The organism is Streptomyces sp. NPDC093252, assembly GCF_040683675.1.
Classification (GTDB): domain Bacteria; phylum Actinomycetota; class Actinomycetes; order Streptomycetales; family Streptomycetaceae; genus Streptomyces.
The window spans coordinates 503,804-527,822 of sequence record NZ_JBFBEM010000001.1 but is presented as its reverse complement, the minus strand read 5'-3'; the positions used below and the strand labels follow the sequence as shown (position 1 = coordinate 527,822).

At 71.9% G+C, this 24,019-nt stretch carries 25 protein-coding genes; 21 read left to right on the top strand and 4 right to left on the bottom strand.

What is annotated here, in order from left to right; all coding sequences use genetic code 11:
* Positions 1-105 precede the first annotated feature (105 nt).
* The 9 genes from AB0O01_RS02110 to AB0O01_RS02070 all read left to right on the top strand — a co-directional run bounded on the left by AB0O01_RS02110 (position 106) and on the right by AB0O01_RS02070 (position 8,004).
* Positions 106-912 carry an ABC transporter permease subunit gene (locus AB0O01_RS02110; protein WP_365310033.1) on the top strand — a complete coding sequence of 269 codons (807 nt, stop codon included), beginning with the start codon at positions 106-108 and terminating at the stop codon, positions 910-912.
* A gap of 20 nt (positions 913-932) precedes the next feature.
* Positions 933-1,721 carry an ABC transporter permease gene (locus AB0O01_RS02105; RefSeq protein ID WP_365310030.1) on the top strand — a complete coding sequence of 263 codons (789 nt, stop codon included), beginning with the start codon at positions 933-935 and terminating at the stop codon, positions 1,719-1,721.
* Between the two features lie 34 nt (positions 1,722-1,755).
* Entirely contained in the window at positions 1,756-2,586 is an 831-nt protein-coding gene (locus AB0O01_RS02100) for an ABC transporter ATP-binding protein (RefSeq protein WP_365310028.1), read from the top strand.
* A 2-nt stretch (positions 2,587-2,588) separates the two neighbouring features.
* A complete protein-coding gene (locus AB0O01_RS02095; RefSeq protein ID WP_365310026.1) occupies positions 2,589-3,503 on the top strand; it encodes a carboxymuconolactone decarboxylase family protein in 915 nt (304 codons plus the stop codon).
* Positions 3,500-4,549: an amidohydrolase family protein gene (locus AB0O01_RS02090; RefSeq protein WP_365310023.1), complete on the top strand. Its 1,050-nt coding sequence runs from the start codon at positions 3,500-3,502 to the stop codon at positions 4,547-4,549. The genes AB0O01_RS02095 and AB0O01_RS02090 overlap by 4 nt, the downstream gene beginning before the upstream one ends.
* A gap of 9 nt (positions 4,550-4,558) precedes the next feature.
* Entirely contained in the window at positions 4,559-5,257 is a 699-nt protein-coding gene (locus AB0O01_RS02085) for a GntR family transcriptional regulator (RefSeq protein ID WP_365310021.1), read from the top strand.
* Positions 5,258-5,366: 109 nt separating this feature from the next.
* Positions 5,367-6,341 carry an ABC transporter substrate-binding protein gene (locus tag AB0O01_RS02080; protein WP_365310019.1) on the top strand — a complete coding sequence of 325 codons (975 nt, stop codon included), beginning with the start codon at positions 5,367-5,369 and terminating at the stop codon, positions 6,339-6,341.
* Positions 6,342-6,443: 102 nt separating this feature from the next.
* Positions 6,444-7,526: a hypothetical protein gene (locus AB0O01_RS02075; RefSeq protein ID WP_365310017.1), complete on the top strand. Its 1,083-nt coding sequence runs from the start codon at positions 6,444-6,446 to the stop codon at positions 7,524-7,526.
* Positions 7,516-8,004: a hypothetical protein gene (locus AB0O01_RS02070; protein ID WP_365310015.1), complete on the top strand. Its 489-nt coding sequence runs from the start codon at positions 7,516-7,518 to the stop codon at positions 8,002-8,004. The genes AB0O01_RS02075 and AB0O01_RS02070 overlap by 11 nt, the downstream gene beginning before the upstream one ends.
* Here the strand turns inward: AB0O01_RS02070 and AB0O01_RS02065 are convergent.
* Genes AB0O01_RS02065 through AB0O01_RS02055 form a run of 3 tightly spaced genes read right to left on the bottom strand, consistent with a single transcriptional unit; the run spans position 7,992 to position 10,162 of the window.
* Positions 7,992-8,276 (bottom strand): PQQ-dependent sugar dehydrogenase, encoded by a 285-nt coding sequence (locus tag AB0O01_RS02065; protein ID WP_365310013.1) that lies wholly within the window; start codon positions 8,274-8,276, stop codon positions 7,992-7,994. The two genes, AB0O01_RS02070 and AB0O01_RS02065, sit on opposite strands and share 13 nt — an antisense overlap.
* 21 nt (positions 8,277-8,297) lie before the next feature.
* Positions 8,298-9,170, bottom strand: a complete 873-nt coding sequence (locus AB0O01_RS02060; RefSeq protein ID WP_365310011.1) for an amidohydrolase family protein — start codon at positions 9,168-9,170, stop codon at positions 8,298-8,300.
* A complete protein-coding gene (locus tag AB0O01_RS02055; protein ID WP_365310009.1) occupies positions 9,167-10,162 on the bottom strand; it encodes an aldolase/citrate lyase family protein in 996 nt (331 codons plus the stop codon). The genes AB0O01_RS02060 and AB0O01_RS02055 overlap by 4 nt, the downstream gene beginning before the upstream one ends.
* 233 nt (positions 10,163-10,395) lie before the next feature.
* Between AB0O01_RS02055 and AB0O01_RS02050 the strand changes: the two genes are divergently transcribed.
* The 4 genes from AB0O01_RS02050 to AB0O01_RS02035 all read left to right on the top strand — a co-directional run bounded on the left by AB0O01_RS02050 (position 10,396) and on the right by AB0O01_RS02035 (position 15,668).
* The gene (locus AB0O01_RS02050) at positions 10,396-11,367 is read left to right on the top strand and encodes an ABC transporter substrate-binding protein (RefSeq protein ID WP_365310007.1); all 972 of its coding nucleotides are present in this window, start codon (positions 10,396-10,398) and stop codon (positions 11,365-11,367) included.
* On the top strand, positions 11,354-11,929 hold the full coding sequence (locus AB0O01_RS02045) for a hypothetical protein (protein ID WP_365310005.1): 576 nt from the start codon (positions 11,354-11,356) through the stop codon (positions 11,927-11,929). Before AB0O01_RS02050 ends, AB0O01_RS02045 begins: the two co-directional genes overlap by 14 nt.
* A 13-nt stretch (positions 11,930-11,942) precedes the next feature.
* Positions 11,943-13,187 (top strand): DUF5624 domain-containing protein, encoded by a 1,245-nt coding sequence (locus tag AB0O01_RS02040; RefSeq protein WP_365310003.1) that lies wholly within the window; start codon positions 11,943-11,945, stop codon positions 13,185-13,187.
* 291 nt (positions 13,188-13,478) lie between these two features.
* A complete protein-coding gene (locus AB0O01_RS02035; RefSeq protein WP_365310001.1) occupies positions 13,479-15,668 on the top strand; it encodes a cytochrome P450 in 2,190 nt (729 codons plus the stop codon).
* Positions 15,669-15,688: 20 nt separating this feature from the next.
* Here the strand turns inward: AB0O01_RS02035 and mdlC are convergent, their stop codons facing one another.
* Positions 15,689-17,266: a benzoylformate decarboxylase gene (gene mdlC, locus AB0O01_RS02030; protein ID WP_365309999.1), complete on the bottom strand. Its 1,578-nt coding sequence runs from the start codon at positions 17,264-17,266 to the stop codon at positions 15,689-15,691.
* Positions 17,267-17,496: 230 nt separating this feature from the next.
* Between mdlC and AB0O01_RS02025 the strand changes: the two genes are divergently transcribed.
* From AB0O01_RS02025 to AB0O01_RS01990, 8 genes are all read left to right on the top strand, one after another.
* Positions 17,497-18,294 (top strand): GntR family transcriptional regulator, encoded by a 798-nt coding sequence (locus AB0O01_RS02025; protein ID WP_365309996.1) that lies wholly within the window; start codon positions 17,497-17,499, stop codon positions 18,292-18,294.
* A gap of 73 nt (positions 18,295-18,367) precedes the next feature.
* Positions 18,368-19,111, top strand: coding sequence for an IclR family transcriptional regulator (locus AB0O01_RS02020; protein WP_365309994.1), 744 nt, complete (start codon positions 18,368-18,370; stop codon positions 19,109-19,111).
* 241 nt (positions 19,112-19,352) lie between these two features.
* Complete coding sequence (locus tag AB0O01_RS02015) at positions 19,353-20,354, top strand: PDR/VanB family oxidoreductase (protein WP_365310475.1); 1,002 nt, start codon at positions 19,353-19,355, stop codon at positions 20,352-20,354.
* Between the two features lie 78 nt (positions 20,355-20,432).
* Positions 20,433-21,653 carry a cytochrome P450 gene (locus AB0O01_RS02010; RefSeq protein ID WP_365309992.1) on the top strand — a complete coding sequence of 407 codons (1,221 nt, stop codon included), beginning with the start codon at positions 20,433-20,435 and terminating at the stop codon, positions 21,651-21,653.
* Positions 21,654-21,777: 124 nt separating this feature from the next.
* The gene (locus AB0O01_RS02005) at positions 21,778-22,863 is read left to right on the top strand and encodes an S-(hydroxymethyl)mycothiol dehydrogenase (RefSeq protein WP_365309990.1); all 1,086 of its coding nucleotides are present in this window, start codon (positions 21,778-21,780) and stop codon (positions 22,861-22,863) included.
* Positions 22,863-22,994 carry a hypothetical protein gene (locus AB0O01_RS02000; protein ID WP_365309987.1) on the top strand — a complete coding sequence of 44 codons (132 nt, stop codon included), beginning with the start codon at positions 22,863-22,865 and terminating at the stop codon, positions 22,992-22,994. The genes AB0O01_RS02005 and AB0O01_RS02000 overlap by 1 nt, the downstream gene beginning before the upstream one ends.
* A 3-nt stretch (positions 22,995-22,997) precedes the next feature.
* A complete protein-coding gene (locus AB0O01_RS01995) occupies positions 22,998-23,198 on the top strand; it encodes an aldehyde dehydrogenase family protein (RefSeq protein WP_365310473.1) in 201 nt (66 codons plus the stop codon).
* A gap of 470 nt (positions 23,199-23,668) precedes the next feature.
* Positions 23,669-23,980, top strand: a complete 312-nt coding sequence (locus tag AB0O01_RS01990) for a DUF1275 family protein (protein WP_365309985.1) — start codon at positions 23,669-23,671, stop codon at positions 23,978-23,980.
* The last annotated feature ends 39 nt before the right edge of the window (positions 23,981-24,019 follow it).

Sequence of the window (24,019 nt, the reverse complement as noted above, 5' to 3'; positions counted from 1 at the left end):
CATGTATGCGCCGGGTTGGCCGCACTTACGATGCCGAGCACTCGGACGACCGGTCGTCTGGCCTCTACAAGGGAGTAGAACCATGCGCGAGCGCGGTGACACGTCATGATCGGCCTGAAATCACGCCCTGCGGGCCCCGGCCGTCCGGCCGCCGCCGAGACCGTCCCGGCCCGGGTCGCCCGCTGGGGCGTGCTGCTGCTGGCCGGCCTCGCCCTCTGGCAGTGGCTGGCCGTGGCCGTCGACAGCCCGGTCCTCCCGACGGTGCCGGCCTTCCGCACCGCGGCGGCCCAGGTGGTGGTCACGGACACCTTCTGGAACGCCCTCGGGCAGACCCTGCTCGGCTGGTCGCTGGGGCTCGCGCTGGCGTTTCTGATCGGCGTGCCCGTCGGCCTGCTCATCGGGACCTTCACCATCCTGGACCACGCCACCCGGGTGACCGTCGACATCCTGCGGTCCCTGCCGCTGATCGTGGTCACCCCGATCCTGGTGCTCACCTACGGGACCTCGCTGCTGACCAAGGTGATCCTGGTCTTCCTGGCCACGGTCGCCCAGATGATCCTGCACGCCGCCTACGGGGTGCGCGAGGTCGACCGGGTCGCCAGGGAGACGGCCGTCTCGTACCACCTGACCCTGCCGGACCGGATCCGCTTCCTCTACGTCCCGAGCGCCGCCGGGTTCATCGGCACCGGACTGCGGATCGCCGCCACCATCGCCCTCGGGGTGTGCATCGGCGTCGAACTGATCACCAGCGTGCCCGGACTGGGCCTGGAGATCCTGCGCAGCAGCGCCAACGCGCGACCGGGTATCGCGTTCGTCTACTTCGTCGCCGCCTCGGTCCTCGGCCTGGTCATCGCGTATGTCTTCCAGCGCGTGGAGCGGACCGCCCTGTTCTGGAACCCCAAGTTCCGATGACCGCCCGGAAGGTACGACCGATGCCGCACCTCACGCGCAGGCGGGCGCTGACGACCGCCGTCGAGTTCTCCGTCCCCGCCGTCCTGGTCTTCGCCTGGTGGCTGAGCGGCGAACTGGGCATGACCTCCTTCTACTTCCCGGCGCTCAGCGCGATCTGGGACAGATTCATGGAGACCTGGTTCTCGGAGCGGTTCTTCGCCGATGTGATGCCGACCCTCTCGGCGATCCTGCTGGGCTACGCGTTCTCGGTGGTCCTCGGGGTCGCGGCCGGGGTGGTCCTGGCCCGGCTGCCCCGACTGGAGCGGCTCATCGCGCCGCTGCTGGAGTTCTTCCGGGCCATGCCCGGCGCGGCCATCGTCCCGATCCTCATCGTGATCATCGGGGTCGGTATGGAGATGAAGGTGTTCCTCGTCGTCTTCTCCGCGATCTGGACCGTCCTGCTCAACACCCTCGACGGGGTCAAGGCGATCGAGCCGACGGTCCGCGACACCGGGCGCAGCTACCGCCTCTCCGGCCCGACCGCGCTGCTCTTCGTGACCCTTCCGGCGGCCAGTCCGCAGATCGTCGCCGGAATGAGGGTCGCGCTGTCCCAGTGCATCATCCTCATCATCATCTCCGAGATGGTCGTCTCCTCCTCCGGCATCGGCAACTTCATCAGCCAGGCCGAGGGCGCGTTCGACATGACCGCGCTGTGGAGCGGGATTCTCGTCATGGCCTTTATCGGGTTTTTCCTCAACAAGCTGTTTCATCTCTTCGAGTACCGGGTTCTCGCCTGGCACCGCGGCCTCCACGGGAGGACGCATGCCTGAGCGTGAGCCGACCCACCCCGACGGGAGCGAACCGATGACGACGACGTCCGACGTCGAGCCCGCGGCGCCCGGCGCCGCCCCCGCCACCACCATCCAGTGCCGCATCGAGGCGAAGGGACTCGGCAAGACCTTCCCGACCCGCAACGGCCCCCGGGCCGTCCTCGACGGCATCGACTTCCGCGTCGACGCCAACGAGTTCGTGTCGATCGTCGGCCCCTCCGGCACCGGCAAGACCACCCTGCTGCGCTGTATCGCCGGACTCGAACGCCCCACGGCCGGCGGCATGTACGTGGACGGCGACGAGGTCCACGAGCCGCCCCGGCAGGTCGCCCTCGTCTTCCAGGACTACGGCCGCTCGCTCTACCCCTGGCTGCGGGTGGAGGGCAATGTCGCGCTGCCGCTGCGCGCGAAGGGGCTGGACAAGAGGGCCCGGCACGCCGCCGCGCTCGAAGCGCTGGACGCGGTCGGGCTCGCCGACGCCGCCCACCAGTACCCCTGGCAGCTCTCCGGCGGGATGCAGCAGCGCGTCGCCATCGCCCGCGCCCTCGCCTACGAGCCGGAGGCGCTGCTGATGGACGAGCCGTTCGCGTCCGTCGACGCCCAGACCCGTTCCGACCTGGAGGACCTCGTCCTGAGCATCCGCTCACGGTTCCATATGACCGTCGTCCTGGTCACCCATGACGTGGACGAGTCGGTCTACATGGCCGACCGGGTCCTCGTCCTCGGGCGGGCGCCCGCGCGGATCATCGAGGAGGTGGTGGTCGAGCTGCCCGCCGAGCGGGACCAGATCAGCACGAAATCCGACCCGGCCTTCGTCTCCGCCCGTACCCGGGTGCTGACCGCCGTCCAGAACGCGAAGGGCTGACGGTGCCCCGAGTCGCGTTCGCGCCGGTGCCCGGCGATGTCGCTGAGCAGGTACGGGCCCGGCGCGGGGGAGTCATCACCGCGCTCGACGCCACCCTCGCCCACAATCCCGCCCTGCTCGACGCCTGGAACGGGTTCCTCGGCACGGTACGGAGCGGGCTCTCGATCGGCGCCGACGCCGTGGAGACGGTCGCCCTGCGCGTGGCCGCCCTCAATGGCGCCGCCTACGAATGGGCGGCCCATCTGCCGCCGGCACGGGCGGCGGGGCTGGACGAGGGGTTCATCGCCGGGTTGGGCGAGGGCGGGGCTCTTCGGCTGGGCGGGGGCGGCTCCGCCTTGCGGGGCGGGGAAGGCTCCGCCTTGTGGGACGGGGGTGGCTCTGTCGTGCCGGGTGGGGAGGGTCTCGTTGCTTCCGGTGGGGGTGGTTCTGGTTTGCGGGGTGGGGAGGGTCCCGTTGTTCCTGGTGGGGGTGGCTCTGGTTTGCTGGGTGGGGAGGGTGTCGTTGTCTCTGGTGGGGGTGGCTCTGGTTTGCTGGGTGGGGAGGGTGTCGTTGTCTCTGGTGGGGGTGGCTCTGGTTTGCCGGGTGGGGAGGGTCTCGTTGTTCCCGGTGAGGGCAGCTCCGGCTTGCCGGGCGAGGCCGGACCTGTCCTCCCCGGCGACGGCAGCCCCGCGAGCCCCGGTGAGGAGCACCCCCTGCCCGGCACCGCCCGGCTGCGGATCGTCGTCGCGGTGACCGACGAGCTGACCCGGACCGCCGGGCTGACCGACGCCACCGCAGCGCTGGCGGCGCGCGAGTTCCCGGACGCGCAGCTCGTGGAGCTGTTCGCGGTCGTCTCCTGCTACAACATGGTCTCCCGCTTCCTCAACGCCGCCGGTCTCACGCCCGAGGACCGCGTGGTGGGGGCGGGCCGCCCATGACCGAGCCGCTCCCCGAGTCCCCCGGCTCCCGTCCCCTCGCCCCGTCCCTCCCCGAGTCCACTCGCCCTCGCCCCATCACCCCAGGCCCACCCCCCATCACCCCCGGCCTCCGCCCCACCACTCCCGGCCCGCTCTCCACCACCCCCGGCCTCCGCCCCACCACCCCAGGCCCGCTCTCCACCACTCCCGGCCCCCGCCCCCTCACCCACCGCCCCCGGCTCGTCCCGCCGCCCGGTTCCTGTGACGCTCATGTGCATGTCTTCGGGCCGCATGCCGTCTTCCCGTACGCCGCCGACCGGCCCTACACCCCCGAGGACGTGCCCCTTGAGCGGCTGCGGGAACTGCACCGGGCGCTCGGCTTCGACCGCGCGGTCCTCGTGCAGCCCACCTGCCACGGCCGCGACCACTCCGCCCTGCTCGACGCCCTGCGCCGCGGCGCGGGCCGCTACCGGGGCGTCGCCCTCCTGGACACCGCCACCGACCTCCCGACCCTGCGCCGCTGGCACGACGCCGGGATGCGCGGCGCCCGGGTGCAGTTCACCCCGGCCTCGGAACCGGGCCGCGCCGAGTTCGCCCGGACCCTCGCCCTCGTCGCGGAGCTGGGCTGGCATCTGGACGTCCATGTCATCGGCACCGGCATCCTGCGGTTCGCCGACCGGCTGCGCGCCGAGGGGTACCGGGGCCGGGTGGTCATCGACCACATGGGCCGGATCGACCCCCGGGACGGCCCCCAGCGGAACACCCTCCTGACCCTGCTGGACCGTGGCGACACCTGGGTCAAGCTCAGCGCCGCCGACCGCCTCGCCCGCCGCCCGCCCGCCCTGGACGACGCCCTGCGCTTCGCGCGGGAACTCTTCGAGCACCGCCCCGACCGCTGTGTGTGGGGCTCGGACTTCCCCCACCCCAATACCCATGGATTTATTCCGGACGATGCCGATCTGGTCGACGGGATCTCGATTGTCTGTCACGATGAATCGACCCTCAACCGGCTTCTCGTGGAGAATCCGGCCGAGTGTTTCGATTTTCCTCCCGTCCCGAACGGGTGATGATCTTCCATGACATTCCTGTGGCATCCCCAATCGGCAACGGACATCAGCCCGGCACCCTCATTGGGCGACCGCGTCAGCGAACACATGCGGGAAGCATTGCTGAATGCGACCTGGAAACCGGGCGATCTGCTGCTGGAGGCCGAACTCGCCGAACAGTACGGAGTCTCGAAAACTCCCGTGCGTGAAGCCCTGCGGCTGCTCAGCCAGGAGGGCTGGATCGATATCGCGCCCCGCCGCGGCTACCTCGTGCGCCGGCTGCGGCTGCACGACGTGCGGGAGATCTTCGAGCTGCGGGTGATGATCGAACCCGCCCTGATCGCCCGCACCGCACGGTTCGCCACCCTGCGTGACATCAGTGAGCTGCGGCGCAGGACCGAGGAGCCGATCGACCCCCTCGACGGACTGGACGGCCAGTCGCCGCCCGGCCGCGAGTTCCACCTCACCTGCGCCCGGCTGTCCCGCAACGACAGAGCCGCGGCCACCGTCACCAATCTCCTCAACCAGGTGCGCCGACTGCACCATCTGATGGCCGACATCGACACCCACCGCCCCATGTCGGTGATCATCGACGACCATCTCGCGATGGTCGACGCCCTGGAGTGCCGGAATCCGGAGACCGCGCACCGGCTCATGCGTGAACACATTCGCGCGGACGGGGCGAAAATGCTGGACCAGGCGAAGCGCAATCTCACCGCCGGGCACTGAAGATATATCTTCCATATCGCTGTCGGAACGCCGCTCCTATGCTCTGCGCAGGACGCGCCGCCACGTCGGAGCGCTCCCATCGGACTTCAGGAGCAAAGCAATGCGTTCAATGACGAGAGCATGTGCGGCGGGCCTGGCGATCTCGATCGTCGCGCTCGCGGGATGCAGCGATTCCGGCACCGATGCGGAATCCGCCGACGGACTCACCCCGGTCAGGGTGTCCGTCGGCGCCATCGCCGGATCCTCCACACCGATGTACATGGCCGTGGACAACGGCACCTTCGAGGACCTCGGCCTCGATGTCACCATCGAGACCGCCACCAGCGGATCCCTCGCCGTACCGACGATCCTGGCCGAGCAGTTCCAGTTCGCCATGACCGGGTTCGACTCCTACATCAGCGCCCGGAGCGAGGGACTCCCGGTCACCATGGTCTCCGCCGTCAACCGGCTCCGCCCGGCCGACAGCGGCTACGACGGCCTGATCGTCCCCGCCTCCAGCACCGCCACCGACCTCGGTGACGTCAGCATCCTCGCGACCCCCGACTCCGCCCGCACCGCGCTGATGGACCTCCGGGTCAGCGGCATGGGCGGCGACTACGAGGCGATGCAGTTGCTCCAGGTGCCGCTGGGCTCGATCGGCGACACCGTGGCCAGCGGTGCCGCCGACGCCGGCTACCTCTTCCAGCCCTTCCTGGGCCAGGCCCTCGACGGCGGCGACGTCAAGCTGCTGGAGGGCGGATCCGCCGAGGACCTCACCGTGGCCGGCGCGCCCAGCGCCGTCCTCATCGCCTCCGAGGAGTACCTGGGGGACCACGAGGACACCGCGGAACGGTTCGCCCAGGGTGTCCTGGAGGCGTACACCTACGCGGCGGCCCACCCCGACGAGGTCTCCGAGGCCAGCGTCGGCACCGGCCTCGTCGACGAACCCGTCCCCGCGGACAACCTGCCCGACTACGCCGCCGAACCGATGCCCGTCGCCGTGATCCAGCGGCTCCTGGACGTCTACTCCGCACTCGGTTACCTGCCCGAGGAGACCACGGCGAACGACATCGTCTGGCTCCCGGGCGGCAACTTCACCGCATGACCCCCACCACTCGACTCAATTCAACTGACCCCAGTCACAAGTAACCCCACACGCAAGTAACCCCGCATGCACGTGACTTCACCCGGCATTGAGAGGAACCCCATGGGCAACCTGCTGTCCGAGATCCAGCGGATCCCGACCTCCGCGGCCCGCGCCGTCGAGTACTTCGAGGTGGACGGCGCCGGCCACCTGATCGTCCCGCAGCTCGCCTACGACGCGGAGGGCTCCCCGGGCGGGATGAACGGCGGCAACTCCAACACCGACGTCCTGGTACTGCGCCGCGAGGGGGACACCTTCACCCCCGCCGGGAAGCTGCCCGGCACCGGCGGCGAGGACGCCGAGTTCTTCGAGATCGACGGACGCCGCTTCCTCGCCGTCGCCTCCATCCGGATCGGCAGCGGCCCCTACAACTTCCTCACCGGCTCCCCGATCTACGAATGGACCGACGGCGGCTTCGTCCCGTTCCAGACGGTGTCGAGCTACGCCGCCAAGCAGTGGCGGCACTTCGAGATCGAGGGCACCCACTTCCTCGCCCTCGCCCAGAACCGCCCCGGCGACCTCGATGTCAGCTCCGCCGTGTTCCGGTGGAGCGGCGAACGGTTCGAGCGCTTCCAGGACATCCCCTCCCGGGGCGGCTACAACTTCGCGTACTTCTCCCTCGACGGCCAGCACTACCTGGCGCACGCCGACCATGTCCTGCCCAGCCGCCTCTACCGCTGGGACGGCACCGCCTTCGTCGACCACCAGGACCTGGTGCCCACCGGCGGACGCGCCTTCGCCCCGATCACCACCGCCGGCACCACCTATCTCGCCGTCGCCTCGATGTTCTCCGAGTCGCAGCTCCTGCGCTGGAACGGTGGCGAGTTCGTCGCCCACGCCACCCTGGAGGGCGGCCCCGGCGGCCGTGAGTTCGCCGTCGTCGACGCCCCCGGCGGGCCCTACCTGGTCCGGGTCACCTTCGTCACCGGCGGCCAGGCCAACCCCACCCCGCAGCAGACGTCCTACGTGTACCGCATCCAGGACGGGAAGCCGGAAGTGGTCGACACCTTCGCCACCACCGGTGGCACCGACGCCGTGGTCATCCCGGCCGAGGACGGCGGCATCCTGCTCGCCGTCTCCAACGCGCTCGCACCGGATGTCACCTTCGCCACCGACACCGTCCTCTACCGGTTCGATGCCTCCTGACCAACGAACGGGCCGCCGGCTCCTCGTCCTGGAGTCGGCGGCCCTCGGCCGTCCGCACCTGCGCCACCTCGTCCCCCTGACCGACGACGGCCCCGCACTGGACCTCCACTACCTCCCCACCGCGCCCACCGCGGCACCGGAGGCGTACACCCAGATCCACAGCTCCACACTCGCCCCGGTACCGGACACCGCGGTCGTCTGCCAGCTCCATGTCGCGCTCACCTCCACCGACCCCGGCGGGCTGCTGGACTGGTACCGCGGCGAACACATCCCGCTGCTGCTGCGCAACCCCGGCTGGCTGGCCGTACGCCAGTACCGCCGACTGCGCGGCCCCGGCGAGGAACTGCTCACCGTCCACGACCTCACCCACCCCGGCGCCACCGACCATCCCGCCTGGCGGGCGGCGACCACCACCGCCTGGCGGGAACGGGCGCTGCGGGACGTCGTCCGGCGGACCCGGCGCCTCTACCTCTGCTGAGCACGGACGACCGTGGCACCGACGACGGCGATCCCGGCGGGGCTCGCGTCGGCGACCGGCCAGGTGGCGACCGGCTCCGGATACGCGCACGACCCGCCCTCGCCCGCCACCTCCGGCCAGCCGTAGTTGCCGCCCGGCGCGATCCGGTTCAGCTCGTCCCAGGAGTCCTCGCCGGACTCGCCGGCGTACAGCATGCCGTCCGGGCCGAAGGCGATCCGTCCCCCGTTGTGCCGCCCGCCCGCCGGGATCCCGCCCGTGAGGGTGCCCTTCATGGAACGGGTCGCGGGGGTGGGTCAGGAGAAGAAGAGCCGGGTCGGGCCGTCGGTGAGGATCGTGCGGCGGTCCCCTTCGTCGGGCGCCCAGTCGCGCAGCAGATTGAGCACCTCACCGGTGTCGCGCTGCCCGTCCGGCAGATGCGGCCAGTCCGAGCCCCAGACCAGCCGGTCCGCCCGCGCGGCCACCAGCGCACGGCCCAGCGGCGCCACCGACGACAGCGGCGCGGACCCGGCGACCCGGTAGGGCCCGGACAGCTTGATCCAGCAGTTGCCGGTGTCCAGCAGCCCCGTGAGCGCCTCGAAATCGGCTTCGCCGAAACCGTCCGCGCGCTTCATGTACCCCATGTGATCGATGACGTAGGGCACATCGAGCGGCGCCAGATACGGGATCAGCGCGCGCACGACGGCGCCGGGCGCGTAGAACTGGAGATGCCAGCCGCGCTCACGCACCCGCTCCGCCTGCGCCATGACATAGCTGCGCAGATCCTCCAGCGGCCAGTCGGCGCGGGCGAACAGGTCCAGCCGGATCGCCCGGACACCGCGCTCGTGCCAGTCGTCGAGGTGCCGGTCGGTGACGCCCTCGCCGACCCGGACGACGCCCCGCGCGCGGGGGCCGAGGCGGTCCAGGGCGTCGAGGAGCAGGGTGTTGTCGTCGCCGTAGAAGGTGGGCTGGACGAGGACCATCCGGTGGAAGCCGAGATGCGCGGCCAGCTCCGCGTACTGTTCGACCCGGCCGTCGGGGAAGGTATAGAGCGGGGCGTCGACGTGCGGGAACCCGTCCTCGAAGACATGGAAGTGGGTGTCGCAGGCGCCCGGCGGCATGGTGAAGGCGGGCGGGGTGTTGGTGGTGGCGGCGCGCATCGGCAGGGTCTGGAGGGGCTGGGTTGTCACGGTCGGCTTCCTTGTCCTGTCGTGTCGGAGAAGGTCTCGGCGGCGGTATCGGCTGAGATCCCGGCGGAGGTCTCGGCCGAGGTATCTGCTGAGGTCCCGGTAGAGGGCGCGGCCGAGGCATCTGCTGGGATCCCGGAGCGCGGCCAGGAGTGTGGCCCCGCGGGCGACCCGGCGGGCGGCCCGGCAAGGGTCTCCTCGTACCACCGCCGGTATCCGTCGGCCCGGCCGCGCGCGCTCGCGTAGAGCAGCTCGGTGTCCATGCCGGTGAGGATCAGCGGGCAGGCGCCCCGCCGCAGATGCCGGGCGAGGATCTCCCGGTCGCCGACCCCGCCCAGCATGAAGAGCTTGCCGTGCCGCCGGCAGGCGTCCGCGACGGCGGCCAGGGCCCGTTCCATCTCCGGGGTCGTGTAGTCACCGGGGCTGCCCAGCTCCGCGGAGAGGTCGTTCGCCCCGACGGCGACGATGTCCACCCCCGGGACGGCGGCGATCTCGTCGCACCGTTCCACCCCGAGTGGGCTCTCGATCAGCACCTTGACCACGGTCTCCGCGTTGACCGGCCCGTTCGTCGCGCGGGCCGGCATCGGGGTCAGGCCGTACTGGAGCAGTTGCGCGGTCTGCGACCGGTGCCCCTCGGGCGGGAACCGGCACGCGCCCGCGATGTCCGCGGCGGCCCCGGCCGACTCGACCCGGGGCGCGACGATACCGGTGGCGCCGCCGTCGAGGAGGGGCCCGATCATGCCGTACTCGCGTTCCGGGACCCGGACGAGTGCGGCCAGCCCGAGAGCGGTCGCCTCGCGGCACATGGCGGTGGCGGCGTCCAGCGGCATCGGCGCGTGCTCCAGATCGACGAGCACACCGTGATGCCCGGTGCTGGCCGCGATCCGCACCGCGTCCCCGGTCCGCGCGCTGCGCAGGCCCATGAGGAAGGTGGGTTCCCCGGCGCGCAGTTGTGCGACAAGGGGGACCGGCTGGCCGGGAGGGGTGGCAGTCATCCCGTCACGCTAGGCGCGGGGCGGGCGGGGCGGCGAGGTCACATATATCAGCGGTCCCGGGCATCAGCGGTCCCAGGCATCAGCGGCCCCCTGTATCGGGAGCCATATGGCAGTGACCCCCTATAGCAGCGGTACGGCCCCATGTACCGAGGGCGGCTCGGATATTTCAGAGCTGGAGCGGCCCGGCGGGGCTTCCTATCCTCACCCCACTCGATCTCTTGGAGGTGGAACCCATGCGCACAAAGACGTCGCTCGCCGTTCTCCTCGTTCTCTCCGCGCTCGTGTCCTGTTCGGGCGGCGGCGGGACGGAATCCGAATCCTCGTCCGGCACCACCACGGTCCGGGTCGCGGTCAGCCCGGCCGCCGGCACCTCCGCACCGCTCTTCCACGCGGTGGAGTCCGGCACCTACAGCGACCTGGGCCTCGACGTACAGCTCGACACCGCCACCGAGACCAACGTGGTCGTCCCGCAGCTCATGAACGGCCAACTGGACTTCGCGATGGCCAGCTTCGAATCGTTCATCAACGCGGCCGCCGAGGGACTGCCCATCCAGATGATCGCCCCCGCCAACATCCTGCGCGGCGGCGACAGCCGCTTCGCGGCGGTCATCGTGGACGCCGGCAGCAACGCCACCGACCTCAGCGACACCGATGTCTTCGCCGTCCAGGACGCCGCGCGCGGCCCGCAGATGGAACTGGAGGTGACCGCTCTGAACGGCGACTACGACGAGATGGAGATGCTCCAGGTGCCGCTCGGCTCGCTCGCCGAGGCCGTCGCCAGCGGGGCGGCGGACGCCGGACACCTCTTCGAGCCGTTCCTCGGCCAGGCCCTGGACTCCGGCGATGTGGAGGTGCTCAGCTACATCACCGACGAGATGACCCGGCCCGGCGCCCCCGGCGCGATCCTCATCGCCAACGCGGACGCCCTGGAGGACCGCCCCGAGGTCGCGCGGAGCTTCGTCGAGGGCACCATGGAGGCGTTCCGCTACGCCGACGAGAACCGGGACGAGATCTCCGCCTACACGGTCGAGACCGGACTCACCGACAACCCCGTCGCCCCCGAGAACCTGCCCCTCTACCCGGTCGAGCCGATGCCGGGCTCCGTGGTGCAGGACTTCATCGACTTCTACACCGAGTACGGCTACATCCCCGAGTCGCCGCCGCTCGCCGAGGCCGTCTGGCTGGACAGCGGTGCGTTCTCCTAGCCCGCCGCCACCACCGCCGTCCGTCCTGCTCCTCGTCGAGAGCGACCCGGGCGCCGTCGACACCGACGCCTTCCACCGCTGGTACGACGGGGAGCATGTGCCCGCGCGGATGGCGCTGCCCGGATTCCGGTCCGGCACGCGCTACCGCGCCACCGACGGCGCCCACCCGGGCTGGCTGGCGCTCTACGACGTCGACCCGCGCACCCTCGACAGCGCGGCCTACCGGCGGCTGCGCTCCCACCGCTCGGAGGCCGAGCGCGTCGTGATGCGGCGGCTGGCCGTGCTCCGGCGACGGGTCCTGACCGTCGAGCGGCACCAGGGCGCGGCCCCGGCCGCCACGCCGTACCTGATGAGCGTCGCCCCCGGCGCGGCGCCGGACCGGCTGCGCGCCCTGCCGGGCTGGGTCTCGACCACGCGTTACGCTCCCACCGGCGCGGACGCCGAGCCGCTGACCCTCGTCCGGCTCCTCCGGGAACCCCCCGCCGACCCGGCCGGACGCCGCTTCGCACTGTGGCGGCACTGGCCGGGGCCGGGCGGCGGGACCTCCGCGATCCATGGATGAAAAGGCTTCGACGATGGAACGAAACGAGCTGCTCCGCACCGACATCCGCGAGTTCCCGGGCGCCTTTCCCGAGAACGCCGAACTGGTCGAGCTGTTCCGCGCCTACACCAACCCGAGGGTGCCCGGCCGCGACTCGACCGGCGACCATCTCACCCAGGCCGCCTACGACCGCATCCTCGACTCACCCCTGATCGTCGCGACCGCCTCCGACCTCGCCCTCTACCCGGGCAGCGGCCGACGCCCCAGCACCCAGCACTTCCGGCTGAACGTCCCCGGCTTCAAGGAACTCGCCGGGGTCTCCCATCTCGCGCCCGCCCTCGCGAGCGTGGTGCGCCTGGGCGAACTGGGCCTGGAGCGCGAGTGGCGCGCCGACGCCGAACGGCTCCTGGCGCGGTGCGTGGCCGCCCGGGACTCCCACTCACTGGAGTTCTGGCGCGACGAACTGAAGGCCGAGTCGTTCGCGGGCCGCGAGGAGGAGATCGCCGCCATGATGGACTACGGCCTCGCCGTCTCCATCCGCTATCTGCGCCGCGCCCTGGACGAACCCGGCTATCTCTCCGCCCGCACCCTGCGCGACGACTATCTGATCGGCGTCGGGCAGCCCGAGCTGCCGGTCCCGTTCACCAAGGTCGTCATCGCCACCTTCAGCCTCGTCGGCCTGGATTCGGTCAGCACCATCATCCGCTGGGTCACCTCGTTCGACCTGGACTGGAGCCGCACCTATGTGATGATCGCGGGCCGCCAGGGACGTCCGACCAGCGGCATCACCAAGGGCACCAACTCGATGGCCCGGATCATCCACTTCGCCGCCCGGGGCGCGCTCCCCTCCGCGCATCTGCTGATCGCCCCGCACGCCCCGACCTTCCTCACCCCGCGCACCTCCGACGACCTGGACGAGGTGATCCGTCTGGAGGACCCGCTGCGCTGGATGCTGGCGCGGGTCGTCGCCGGGATCGAACTGGCCCCCCTGATGTACGAGGGCTGGCCGTCCTACGAGGAGGCGCCCATGTTCGGCCCCGACCTGGAGCCGGGCACCCGCACCCTCTCCGACCTGCCGCGCATCCCCGCCCCCGACGCCTGGGACGCCATGTACGCGCGGCTGCGGCTGTCCCTGGAGGATCCGCGCCAACTGCTCGCCAGCGGTGTCTCCGACTATGTCGCCGAGCAGCTCGCGACCCGCCCCGACGGCGACTTCGTCGTACCGGGACTCGACAACGAGACCTATCCGCCCCTGGGTTCCACACCGGACACCCCCTGACGGCGCCACCCGACCGGCGTGCCGTGCCGGGGGTACCGGATTTCACTTCCGCAACCGAGTTGCGGAAGTGAAATCCGGTACCCCCTCCGGCCGCCCGCAAGTGCCCAAGAGCCCCCAAGTGCCCAAGAGCCCGCGAGTGCCCAAGAGACGCAGGCAGCAGGATGCGTCACCTCGCCCACCTCCCCGCGCCGACCTTGAGCAGGATGCTCAAGCCGCCCGCCGCATATTGCGCAGATCGTCCTACCGGGCTGTCATCGGGCCACGGACCATCGGCCCCGGGAGGTAACGAGGATGGGCAGCACACCGGGTGAGAGCATCACCCTCGCCGAACTGGAGAGGGACCCGTTCCCGCTGTACGCGCGCCTGCGCGCCGAGCAGCCCGTGGCCTGGGTTCCCGTCGCGCACGCGCACTTCATCACCCGATGGGACGACGTCGTCCGGGTGGCGCGGGACACGGACACCTTCAGCGCCGCCGTGCACGACTCGCCGCTCACCGAGGCCATCGGCCCCAACCTGCTGCACAGCGACGGCCCCTATCACGCCCACCGCAGGGCCCCGCTCACCGCGGCCCTGCGGCCCTCGGCGCTGCCGCTGAACGCCGGGCCCACCGTGCGGGCGCTGGTCGCCGGACTCGTCGACGGGCTGCGTTCCGACCCCGGCCGCCGCACCCGGGCCGACCTGATCGCCGACTTCGCCGTGCCCCTGTGCGTCCGGACCTTGTGCGCCGTCACCGGGCTCCCGGCGGAGCTGCCGCAGGAGCGGGTGTGGGGGTGGATCGGCGCCATCACCACCGGGGCCGCCAACTACGAACGCGACCCGGCGAAGAAGGCCGCCGCGCTGGCCGCGGGCGCGGAGATCACCGCCGTGGTGCGCGAGGTGCTGACGGCGGGACCCCCTCCGGGATCGCTGCTGGAGGGACTCGCGGCGGCGCAGACGGAATCCGGTCCGATGACGCTGGCCGAGATCGTCTCCACCGTGCAACTGCTGGTCATCGGGGGCATGCAGGAACCCCGCGACCTGTTCGGCATCGCCCTGGGGGCGATTCTGGCCGACCCCGCGCTGGAGGCGGAGGCCCGTGCCGGTGGCGGCGCCGTCCCGCGCATCGTGGAGGAGGCCCTGCGCTGGGGCTCACCGGTGGGCACCCTGACCCGGCGGGTCGTCCGGCCCGTCGAGGTGGCGGGCACGCGGCTGCCCGAGGGCACCGTCGTCGCGGCGGTCCTCGCGTCCGCCAATCGCGACGAACGGCACTGGGACGCCCCCGATGTCTTCGACCCGCACCGGCGGCAGAGTCACCATCTCGCCTTCGGCGGCGGTGTGCACGCCTGCGTGGGGGCACCGCTCGCCCGGACCGTCGTCACGACGGCCGTCACCGCGGTACTGGACGCGTTCCCGGCGCTCCGCCTCACCGCCCCGCCCCCCTTCCACGGCTGGGAGTTCCGCGGACCCACCAGCCTCACCGTCGACTGGTCCGGCGCCGGGCGCCCGGCGCGGGACCCCGCCCCGGTGCGGTCGGCGTCGGCCGCGCTGCTGGACGTGCGGGTGAGCGAGGTGCGGGAGGAGGCGCCGGGTGTGCGCTCGCTGCGGTTCCAGCGGCTCGACGGGGGCGATCTGCCCGACTGGAGTCCGGGCGCCCATGTCGACGTCCACCTGCCGGGGGACGGGGGCCCGCAGGCGCGGTCGTACTCACTGTGCGGGTCCCCGCAGGATCGGGGGGAGTGGCGGATCGGCGTCAAACTGGACGCCGGGGGTCGGGGCGGTTCGCGCCGGGCGCACGGGCTGAGCGCCGGGGATGTGCTGAGGGTGAGCCGTCCCTGCCACCACTTCTCCCTGCCGGACCGGCCGCGTTATGTGTTCGTCGCCGGAGGCATCGGGATCACACCGCTGCTGCCCATGGTCGAGGAGGTGGAGCGGGCCGGGCGGCCCTGGCGGCTGCTCCATGTGGTGCGCACGGCCGCCGGGGCGCCCTTCCGGGCCGAACTCGCCCGCTACGGGAGCCGGGTGGAGTGGTGGGAGACGGCGGAGCGGGGGCGGCCCGAGCTGGGGGACCTGGCGCTCACGGGGGAGGAGGCGGTGGTGTGCTGCGGTCCGGAGGGGCTGATGGCCGCCGCCGAACGGCTCGTGGCCCAGGGGCCGGAGGGCTGGCGCGGCTGCGCGCTGTCGGTGGAACGGTTCCGGCCCCGGCCGCAGGCCGTCACGGGACCCCGGTTCCCCTTCGATCTGCGGCTGGCGCGCGGGGGAGAGGTGGTGCGGGTGCCGGAGGGGGTGTCGGCGCTGGACGCGCTGGAGCGGGCCGGGATCCTCGTGCCCTCGACCTGCCGGGAGGGGACGTGCGGCTCCTGCGAGGTCCGGGTGGTGTCCGGGGCCGTCGACCACCGGGACAGTCTGCTGACCCCGCAGGAGCGGGCCCGGGGCGATGTGATGCTGCTGTGCGTGTCGCGCGCCGGGGGCGGCGAGGGCGGCGAGGTGGTCGTGGACCTGTGAGTTCCGCCCGCCGCCGCAACTCACCCCTCCCGCTGCGGGACTTCGATCAGCCGGGGCCCCGTGGCCCGCATACCCACCTTGACCTGCTGGGTCAGCTCGTCGAGCGATTCCACCCGCTGGGCCGCCACACCGTACCCCTCGGCAATTTTGACGATGTCCACATCGGGGACGTCGAGACAGGGGGCCTCCGGGATGCCGAGGAGGCGGGAGAACCCGCCCAGCGCGCCGTAGCGCCGGTTGTTGGCGATGACGAAGGTCACCGGTACCCGGTAGCGGGCCGCGGTCCACAGCGCCGAGGTGGTGTAGTGCAGGGCGCCGTCGCCGATCAGGGCGAGCACCGGCCGGTCGGGCCGGGCCAGCCGGAGGCCGATCGCGGCGGGCATCCCCCAGCCCAGGGCCCCGGCCGCGGGGAAGAACCGGGACTGGGGCCGGTTCGTGCTCAGCCGGTCGACGCAGCCCGCCCCGGAGGTCCACTCGAAGCTGATCACGGCGTCGTGGGTCTTGCCCCGGTCGACGGCGTCGGTGATCGCCTCGGCGGTGAACGCGGGACCGGAGGTGTCGGCGACGGGCAGCGGACGCGCCTCGGGACGCGGCCGGGTGCTGACCGGGACGGTCGCGACGAGGTGCTCCAGAGCGGCGGCCGGATCGCCGATCACCACCTGCCCGAAGGGGGCGCGGGCCGCCTCGTCGGGATCGTCGGTCACCCCGTGGACCACCACCCCGGCGGGCAGGAAGTCGTCCGTGCTGGGCGCGTGATAGCGGAAGAGGGGCGCGCCGAAGACGAGGATCAGGTCATGGCCGTCCAGGGCAGCGGCCAGATCGCCCGCGCCGGAGGGGAGTTGGCCCCGGTAGTAGGGGTGCGTGGTCGGGAAGGGCGCCCGGGGCGCGCTGGGGGCGTTCCACACCGGGAGCCGCGAGCGCTGCGCGAAGGCGACGGCGGCGGGGTAACCGAGGGGTGTGTCGACGCCGGGACCCAGCACGAGGACGGGGCTGGACGCCTCGGCGAGCGCCCTGACCAGCGGTTGCAGTGCGGCGTCGGAGGCGACGGGGTGCCCGTGCACCGACCGGGCCAGGAGCTGCCGCTGGACGGCGGCGTCCGCCGGGTGGTCCCAGTCGTCCAGCGGCACGGACAGATACACCGGGCCGGCCGGCGCGCTCCGGGCGAGCAGGAGCGCCTTGGACGCCAGCAGCGGGGCGTCCTCGGGGCGCAGCGGCTCCCCGGACCATTTCACCAGCGGGTCGCACAGCTTGGTGGCGTCGACGTTGGTCAGCAGCGCGTTCACCGGATGGTAGCGGCGGGACTGCTGGCCGGCGGTGATCAGCAACGGGGTGTGACCGCTCGCGGTGTTGGTGAGACAGCCCATGGCGTTGCCCGTGCCCGAGGCGGCGTGGAGATTGACGAAACCGACGGTGCCGGAGCCCTGGGCGTAGCCGTCGGCCATGGCGATGGCCGCGCCCTCCTGGAGCGCCAGGTAGTAGGGCAGCCCGTCGGGGAGGTGGCGCAGAAAGGGCAGTTCGTTGGAGCCCGGGTTGCCGAAGACCGCGCCCACCCGCTGACCGAGCAGGACTTCGCAGAACGCCTCGCCGACCGTCGCCATGGTTCCTCGTCTCCCACCGGAGGCCCGGTGCAGTGCACATTAATGACTTGGACACTAGGTCACCTATAGAGTGAGGGTCAACCGTCAGTCAGTCAGTCAGCCGTCAACCGCCGGGTCGATCGCCGGGTCAGCCGTCGGGTCAACCGTTGCGTTGGCCGTCGCGCTGGTCGGCGGGTCGACCGTCGGTCATATACCTTGACACTAGGTCTCTAGGGGTTTAGGTTGACGCCATGAGTGTGGATGCCGGGGCGCGGAAGTTCGCCCGTGAACGGGTCTCGGACCTGATCTATGAAGACCTGCGGGGCCGCATTCTGAGCGGCGCTCTCCCCCACGGCAGCAGACTCCCCGCCGAGCGGGATCTCGCCGTCGAGTACGGCGTGAGCGGACAGACCGTACGCGAATCGATCCGGGCGCTCACCGCCATGGGCCTGGTCGCCTCGAAACAGGGCCGGGGCGCCTTTGTGACGGCCCGCAGCGACAGTCTGACCGCCCTCTCCCTGGCCTCCGTGATCCAGCTCGACAAGATGGGCGTGGGCGATGTCCTCGGGGTCCTCGGCGCTCTGCTGACCCATGCGACGGCCCTCGCCGTCACCCGCGCCTCGGACGAGGATCTCGCCCAGCTCCGGGAGAGCGCGGAGAACATGCTCGTCCCCAGCCCGGAGAAGTCCGCCGAGAACCTGAGTGTCTTCCTGCGCCACCTGGCCGCCGCCGGGCACAACCCGCTGCTGGCCCTGCTCTGCGGGTTCCTGATCGATGTACAGGTGCGTCTCGCGCTGGAGCTGGGCACCAAGCGGCCCGCCGAGTGGAAGAAGGCGGCCGGTCCGCTCCAGGACGACCGGATGGCCCTCGTCGCCGCCCTGGAGGCGCGGGACACGGAAGGCGCGGTCACCTGCCTGGAGAAGTACTCCGACCGGATGCGTGAACTGATCGACGCGGCCTCCCAGTCGAAGCGGTTCCGCCTCACCGACACCGACTTCGCCCAACTCGTCTCCCAACTGTCCGCCGACCGGAAGAAGCTGCTCGACTGAGCCACGGCCACGACCGCATGTCTTTGCACGTCTCCGGGCGGTCCGGCCCGCACGCACCCGAGGGGAGTGGCCCGTGCGGACACCCCACAGCGAATCGGTGCTCTCCCGGACCGTCCGCATCATCGAGGCGTTCGGCCCCGACGAACCGGCCCTCACCGTCTCCGAGATCGCCCGGCGCGCGGACCTGCATGTGGCGACGGCGTCCCGGCTCGTGGGCGAACTGGTGGCGCACGGACTGCTGAGCCGCGACACCGACCGCAAGGTACGCCTCGGTGTGCGGCTGTGGGAACTGGTCACCCGCGCGTCCCCCACCCTCTCGCTGCGCAACACCGCCCTCCCCTTCATGGAGGGCGTCCACGACGTGGTCGGCCACCATGTCCAGCTCGGCGTGCTGGACGGCGAGGAGGTGCTGTTCCTGGAGCGCCTCACCGCCCCCGGCGCCGTCGTCAACTACACCCGCATCGCCGGACGGCTCCCCCTGCACGCCTCCTCCAGCGGACTGGTCCTCCTCGCGCACGGCGCCCCCGCCCTCAAGGAACACGTCCTCGCCCGCCCGCTCACCCTGTACACCCCCGCCACCCCGGCCACCCCCGCCCGCCTGAGATCCCTGCTCGCCGACATACGCCTCAGGGGGTACGCGTACTGCCCCGGCTACGTCCACGAGGAGGCCCTCGGCATCGCGGCACCCGTGCGCGCGGCCAAGGGCGATGTCGTGGCCGCGCTGTCCGTGATCGTCCCCAATGACGAGGCCGGACGCGCGGTCGTCCCCGTCGTACGGACCGCGGCCCGCGGCCTGTCCCGCGCCCTGGGCGGCTGACCTCGCCCGCGAACCGGCGGGAAATCCCTCTCGCTGAGTGAGAAGCGCCTCGCACCCCACCCCCGCCCCCACGCATCCTTCCTGCATTCCTTCGGACGGGATCGGGCGGGATCGGACGGGAGGCGACATCGTGGTCGCAGACAACCGGCAGGCCGGTGGGCACAGCGGGGGGCGGATCGTCGGACAGGCCGGTGGGCAGACCGGTGGGCAGGACACCGGGACGGCCCCTTCGGCAGGCCCCTTGACGAACCCTTCGACGACCGCACCCCCGGAGCGCGCCCCCGCACCGGACACGGCGGCACTGGTGGTCCGGGCGAAGGAGCCCGTCGCCGAGGGAGTGGTGTCCCTGACCCTCGCCCGGCCGGACGGCGGGCGCCTGCCGGACTGGACGCCGGGCTCCCACATCGACCTCGTCCTGCCGGGCGGCTCGACCCGGCAGTACTCGCTCTGCGGCGACCGCTGGGACCCGTACACCTACCGGATCGCCGTCCTGCGCGAGCCGCACGGGCGGGGCGGATCGGCCGAGGTCCACGACCGGCTCGCGGTCGGCGACCCGGTCGGCGTGGGCGGCCCGCGCAACAACTTCCCGCAGGCCCCCGCACCCGGCTTCCTCTTCATCGCGGGCGGCATCGGCATCACCCCCCTCCTCCCGATGATCCGGCAGGCCGAACTCCTCGGCACCGAATGGACCTTGCTCTACGGGGGACGCACCCGCGCCTCCATGGCGTTCGCCGCCGACCTCGCCGAGGCCCACGGCGACCGCGTCCACCTCGCCCCCGAGGACGAGTACGGGCTGCTCGACCTCGACTCCTGGCTGAGCCGCCCGCTGCCGGACCACAAGGTGTACTGCTGCGGCCCGGCGCCCCTGCTCACCGCCGTGGCACGGGCCTGCGCCCACTGGCCGCCGCACAGCCTGCGCACCGAGCGGTTCACCGCCACCGCCACTGCCACCGCCCTCGCCGCGCCCGCGCATCTCGCGCCCTTCGAGGTCGAACTGCGCCGCACCGGCCGGACGGTGACCGTCACCCCCGGCGCCTCCGTCCTCCAGGCCCTGCGCGGCGCGGGCGTCGATCTGCTGTCCTCCTGCGAGCAGGGCACCTGCGGCACCTGCCTCACCACCGTCCTCGACGGCATCCCCGACCACCGCGACTCCGTGCTCGCCGACCACCAGCGCGCCGCCAACGACTGCATGCTCCCCTGCGTGTCCCGCTCCCGCGGCGACCGCCTCGTCCTGGACCTGTGAGCCGCACCCGCCCCACCCACCCCCCTTCGTCTCCTCCTCAGCGCCGGACCGCGCTGACCCCCGACCGCTGGAGCCGTCATGACCGACACCCTCACCCCGTCCGCGGCGCCGCCCACGAGCGACGCGGACCCGTTCGCCGCGCGGCACCTGCGCGACCCCGAGCCACTGCACCGCGCCCTGCGCGAGGCGGGACCGGTGGTGCGTCTCACGCGCTACGACATCCACGCCCTGGCCCGCTACCAGGAGGTGCACGCGGCACTGCTGGACTGGCAGTCCTTCGAATCCGGCGCCGGAGCCGGACTGGCCAACTTCCGCCACGAGGAGCCCTGGCGCCCGCCCAGCCTCCTCCTGGAGGCCGACCCGCCCGCACACGACGCCCCGCGCCGCGTTCTGCGCGAGATCCTCGCCCCGCCCGCCCTGCGCCGGCTGAGCACCCTCTGGCGCGCCGCCGCCGAGGACCTGGTGGACGCCGTCCTGTCGCGGGGCACCCGCTTCGACGCCTGTGCGGAACTGGCCGAGGCGTTCCCGCTGCGGGTCTTCCCCGACGCGGTCGGCCTGCCGCCCGGCAACCGCGACAACCTGCTGCCCTACGGCAACATGGCCTTCAACGCCTTCGGCCCCCGCAACGCACTCGTGGCGGCCGACGCCCACCGCGTCGCCGAACTCTCCGCGTGGGTGAACGCCCAGTGCGCCCGCGAGGCCCTCGGCGACGACGGCTTCGGCGCCCGCATCTGGGAGGCCGCCGACCGCGGGGACCTCACCCCGGCACAGTCCCCGCTGGTCGTCCGCTCCCTGCTCACCGCCGGGGTCGACACGACCGTGCACGGCCTGTCCGCCGCGCTGTTCGCGTTCGCCACCCACCCCGAGCAGTGGCAGCGGCTGCGCGAGCGCCCGGAACTGGCCCGGGTCGCCTTCGACGAGGCGGTCCGCTGGCAGTCGCCGGTACAGACCTTCTTCCGCACGGCCACCACCGATGTCACCGTCGCGGGGACCGTGATCGAGGAGGGCACCAAGGTTCTGCTGCTCCTCGGGTCGGCCAACCGTGATCCGGCCCGCTGGCAGGACCCGGACCGCTTCGACCTCGGCCGGGACCCCTCGGGCCATGTCGGCTTCGGCATGGGCATCCACCAGTGCGTGGGCCAGCATGTGGCCCGGCTGGAGGCCGAGGCCCTGCTGACGGCCCTGGCCCGCCGGGTGGAGCACATCGAGCCGGCGGGCCCGCCCGAGCGCCACCTCAACAACACCCTGCGCGGCTGGGGCGCCCTCCCGGTCCGGGTCCACCCGGACCCGGCGACCTGAGCCCGTTCCTCCCGAGAAGACCAGCCGACGAAACAGTCAACACCCATCGGTCAACGCACATCAGTCAACACACATCAGCCATCAGACATCAGTGAACACATCAGTCAACGGAAGGTGTTGTCCCATGCCTCAGCAGGTACGAGGTGTCGTGGCCCGCGCCAAGGGCGAGAAGGTCGGCATCGAGACGATCGTGGTGCCGGACCCGGGCCCGGGTGAGGCCGTCGTGCGGGTCCAGGCGTGCGGGGTCTGTCACACCGATCTGCACTACAAGCAGGGGGGTATCAGCGACGAGTTCCCGTTCCTGCTGGGTCATGAGGCGGCCGGGGTGGTGGAGTCGGTCGGTGAGGGGGTGAGCGATGTGGTGCCGGGTGATTTCGTGGTGCTGAACTGGCGGGCGGTGTGCGGGCACTGCCGGGCCTGTCTGCGGGGGCGTCCCTGGTACTGCTTCGACACCCACAACGCGCGGCAGCGGATGACCCTGACGGACGGTACCGAGCTGTCCCCGGCGCTGGGGATCGGGGCGTTCGCGGAGAAGACGCTGGTCGCGGCGGGGCAGTGCACGAAGGTGGATCCGGCGGTGTCCCCGGCGGTGGCGGGGCTGCTGGGGTGCGGGGTGATGGCGGGCATCGGTGCCGCGATCAACACCGGCAGTGTGGGTCGCGGCGACACCGTGGCCGTGATCGGGTGCGGTGGGGTCGGGGATGCGGCCGTGGCCGGGTCCCGGCTGGCCGGTGCGGCCCGGATCATCGCCGTGGACATCGACGGCCGCAAGCTGGAGAAGGCCCGCTCCCTGGGTGCCACGCACACCGTCAACTCCGCGGACAGCGACCCGGTGGAGGCGATCCGTGAGCTGACCGGGGGTTTCGGTGCGGATGTGGTGATCGAGGCGGTGGGGCGTCCGGAGACGTACCGGCAGGCGTTCTACGCCCGGGATCTGGCGGGGACGGTCGTCCTGGTCGGTGTCCCGACGCCGGAGATGAAGCTGGAGCTGCCGCTGCTGGATGTCTTCGGGCGGGGCGGGGCGCTGAAGTCGTCCTGGTACGGCGACTGTCTGCCGTCCCGCGACTTCCCGATGCTGATCGACCTCCACCTCCAGGGACGGCTCGACCTCGACGCGTTCGTCACCGAGACCATCGCGCTGGACCAGGTGGAGCAGGCGTTCGCGCGGATGCACCAGGGCGATGTGCTGCGCTTGGTGGTGGTGCTGTGATGGCCGCCCGCGTGGACCATCTCGTCACCTCCGGCCAGTTCACCCTGGACGGGGGCACCTGCGACGTCCTCAGGGTCATCCCGTACACCGACGTCGACGACGCGATGCGGATCGCCGACGGCTCGGTCTGAGGGCTGGACGGCTCGGTCTGGACCGACGACGCCGAGCGCGGTCTCGCCATGACCAGGCGCGTCGAGACCGGCACGATCGGCATCAACGGCTATCTTCCTGACATCGCCTCGCCGTTCGGCGGAGTCAAGGCCAGCGGGACGAGCCGGGAACTCGGCCCCGAGGCGCTCGGCTCGTATCAGACCATCCAGTCCGTGTACCTGTGAGCTGTAACCACAGGTACAGCGGTGAGGGGAGCAGGTGATGGCGTTCGCCCGGATCGCTCAGCGGACCGGTCGGCTCCCCCGGACCGGGCGGCCTGGGCAGGCTGGTCGCGTCGGCCCGGCTGGACGGCTTCCTCACGGAGCGCGAGCCCCCGGGAACCCCGCCGCGCCCCCGCTCATCTCCCGAGGACCACCCAGGACTTCCACCGCCCTGGACACCGCCGGTACCGAGCCCACCACACCGGCCGGTGCCGTGCGGCTCGACCGCCGGGTGAGTCCCCAGCTCGCGCTGCTGTCCGGAGCGGCTGGTGCCACGGACGGGTGGCCGTGGCCCATCCGGGACTGGGCGGGGTGTTCACGGCCGACATGACCGGCAACCCGGTGCTGCTCGGCATCGGTGGCGCATACGACGCGCCGATCTGCGTCTCGCCCGTGCAGCGGTCGCCGTCGTCGGGTAGGTGCTGGGTCTCGTCGTGACCTACCGCATGACGCCCGATCCCGTCCCCGGGGCCTGGCCGTGGCCGCGGCGGGTGAGCGCGGCGCTCGCCTTGAGCCTTGTCGCGCGGCTCGCCCTGCCAGTGGTCCGGGCGGTCTGCGCGGCACGACCCGGGAGGCTGATCGAGTTGCTGCTGGCCGGGTTGTCGGCGGTGGACATGGGGATCCGGACGGCCGTGGCGCGCAGGCTGTCCCGGGCGGGCATCACCACCACCTTCGTCACCGGCACCCTCACCTCGATGGTGGAGTCCCTGTGCAAGGGCTCAACGGCACAGGTGGCCAGCCGATAAGTCACCTAGTAGGTGAGTGACCTATTGGCAATCTTGGTC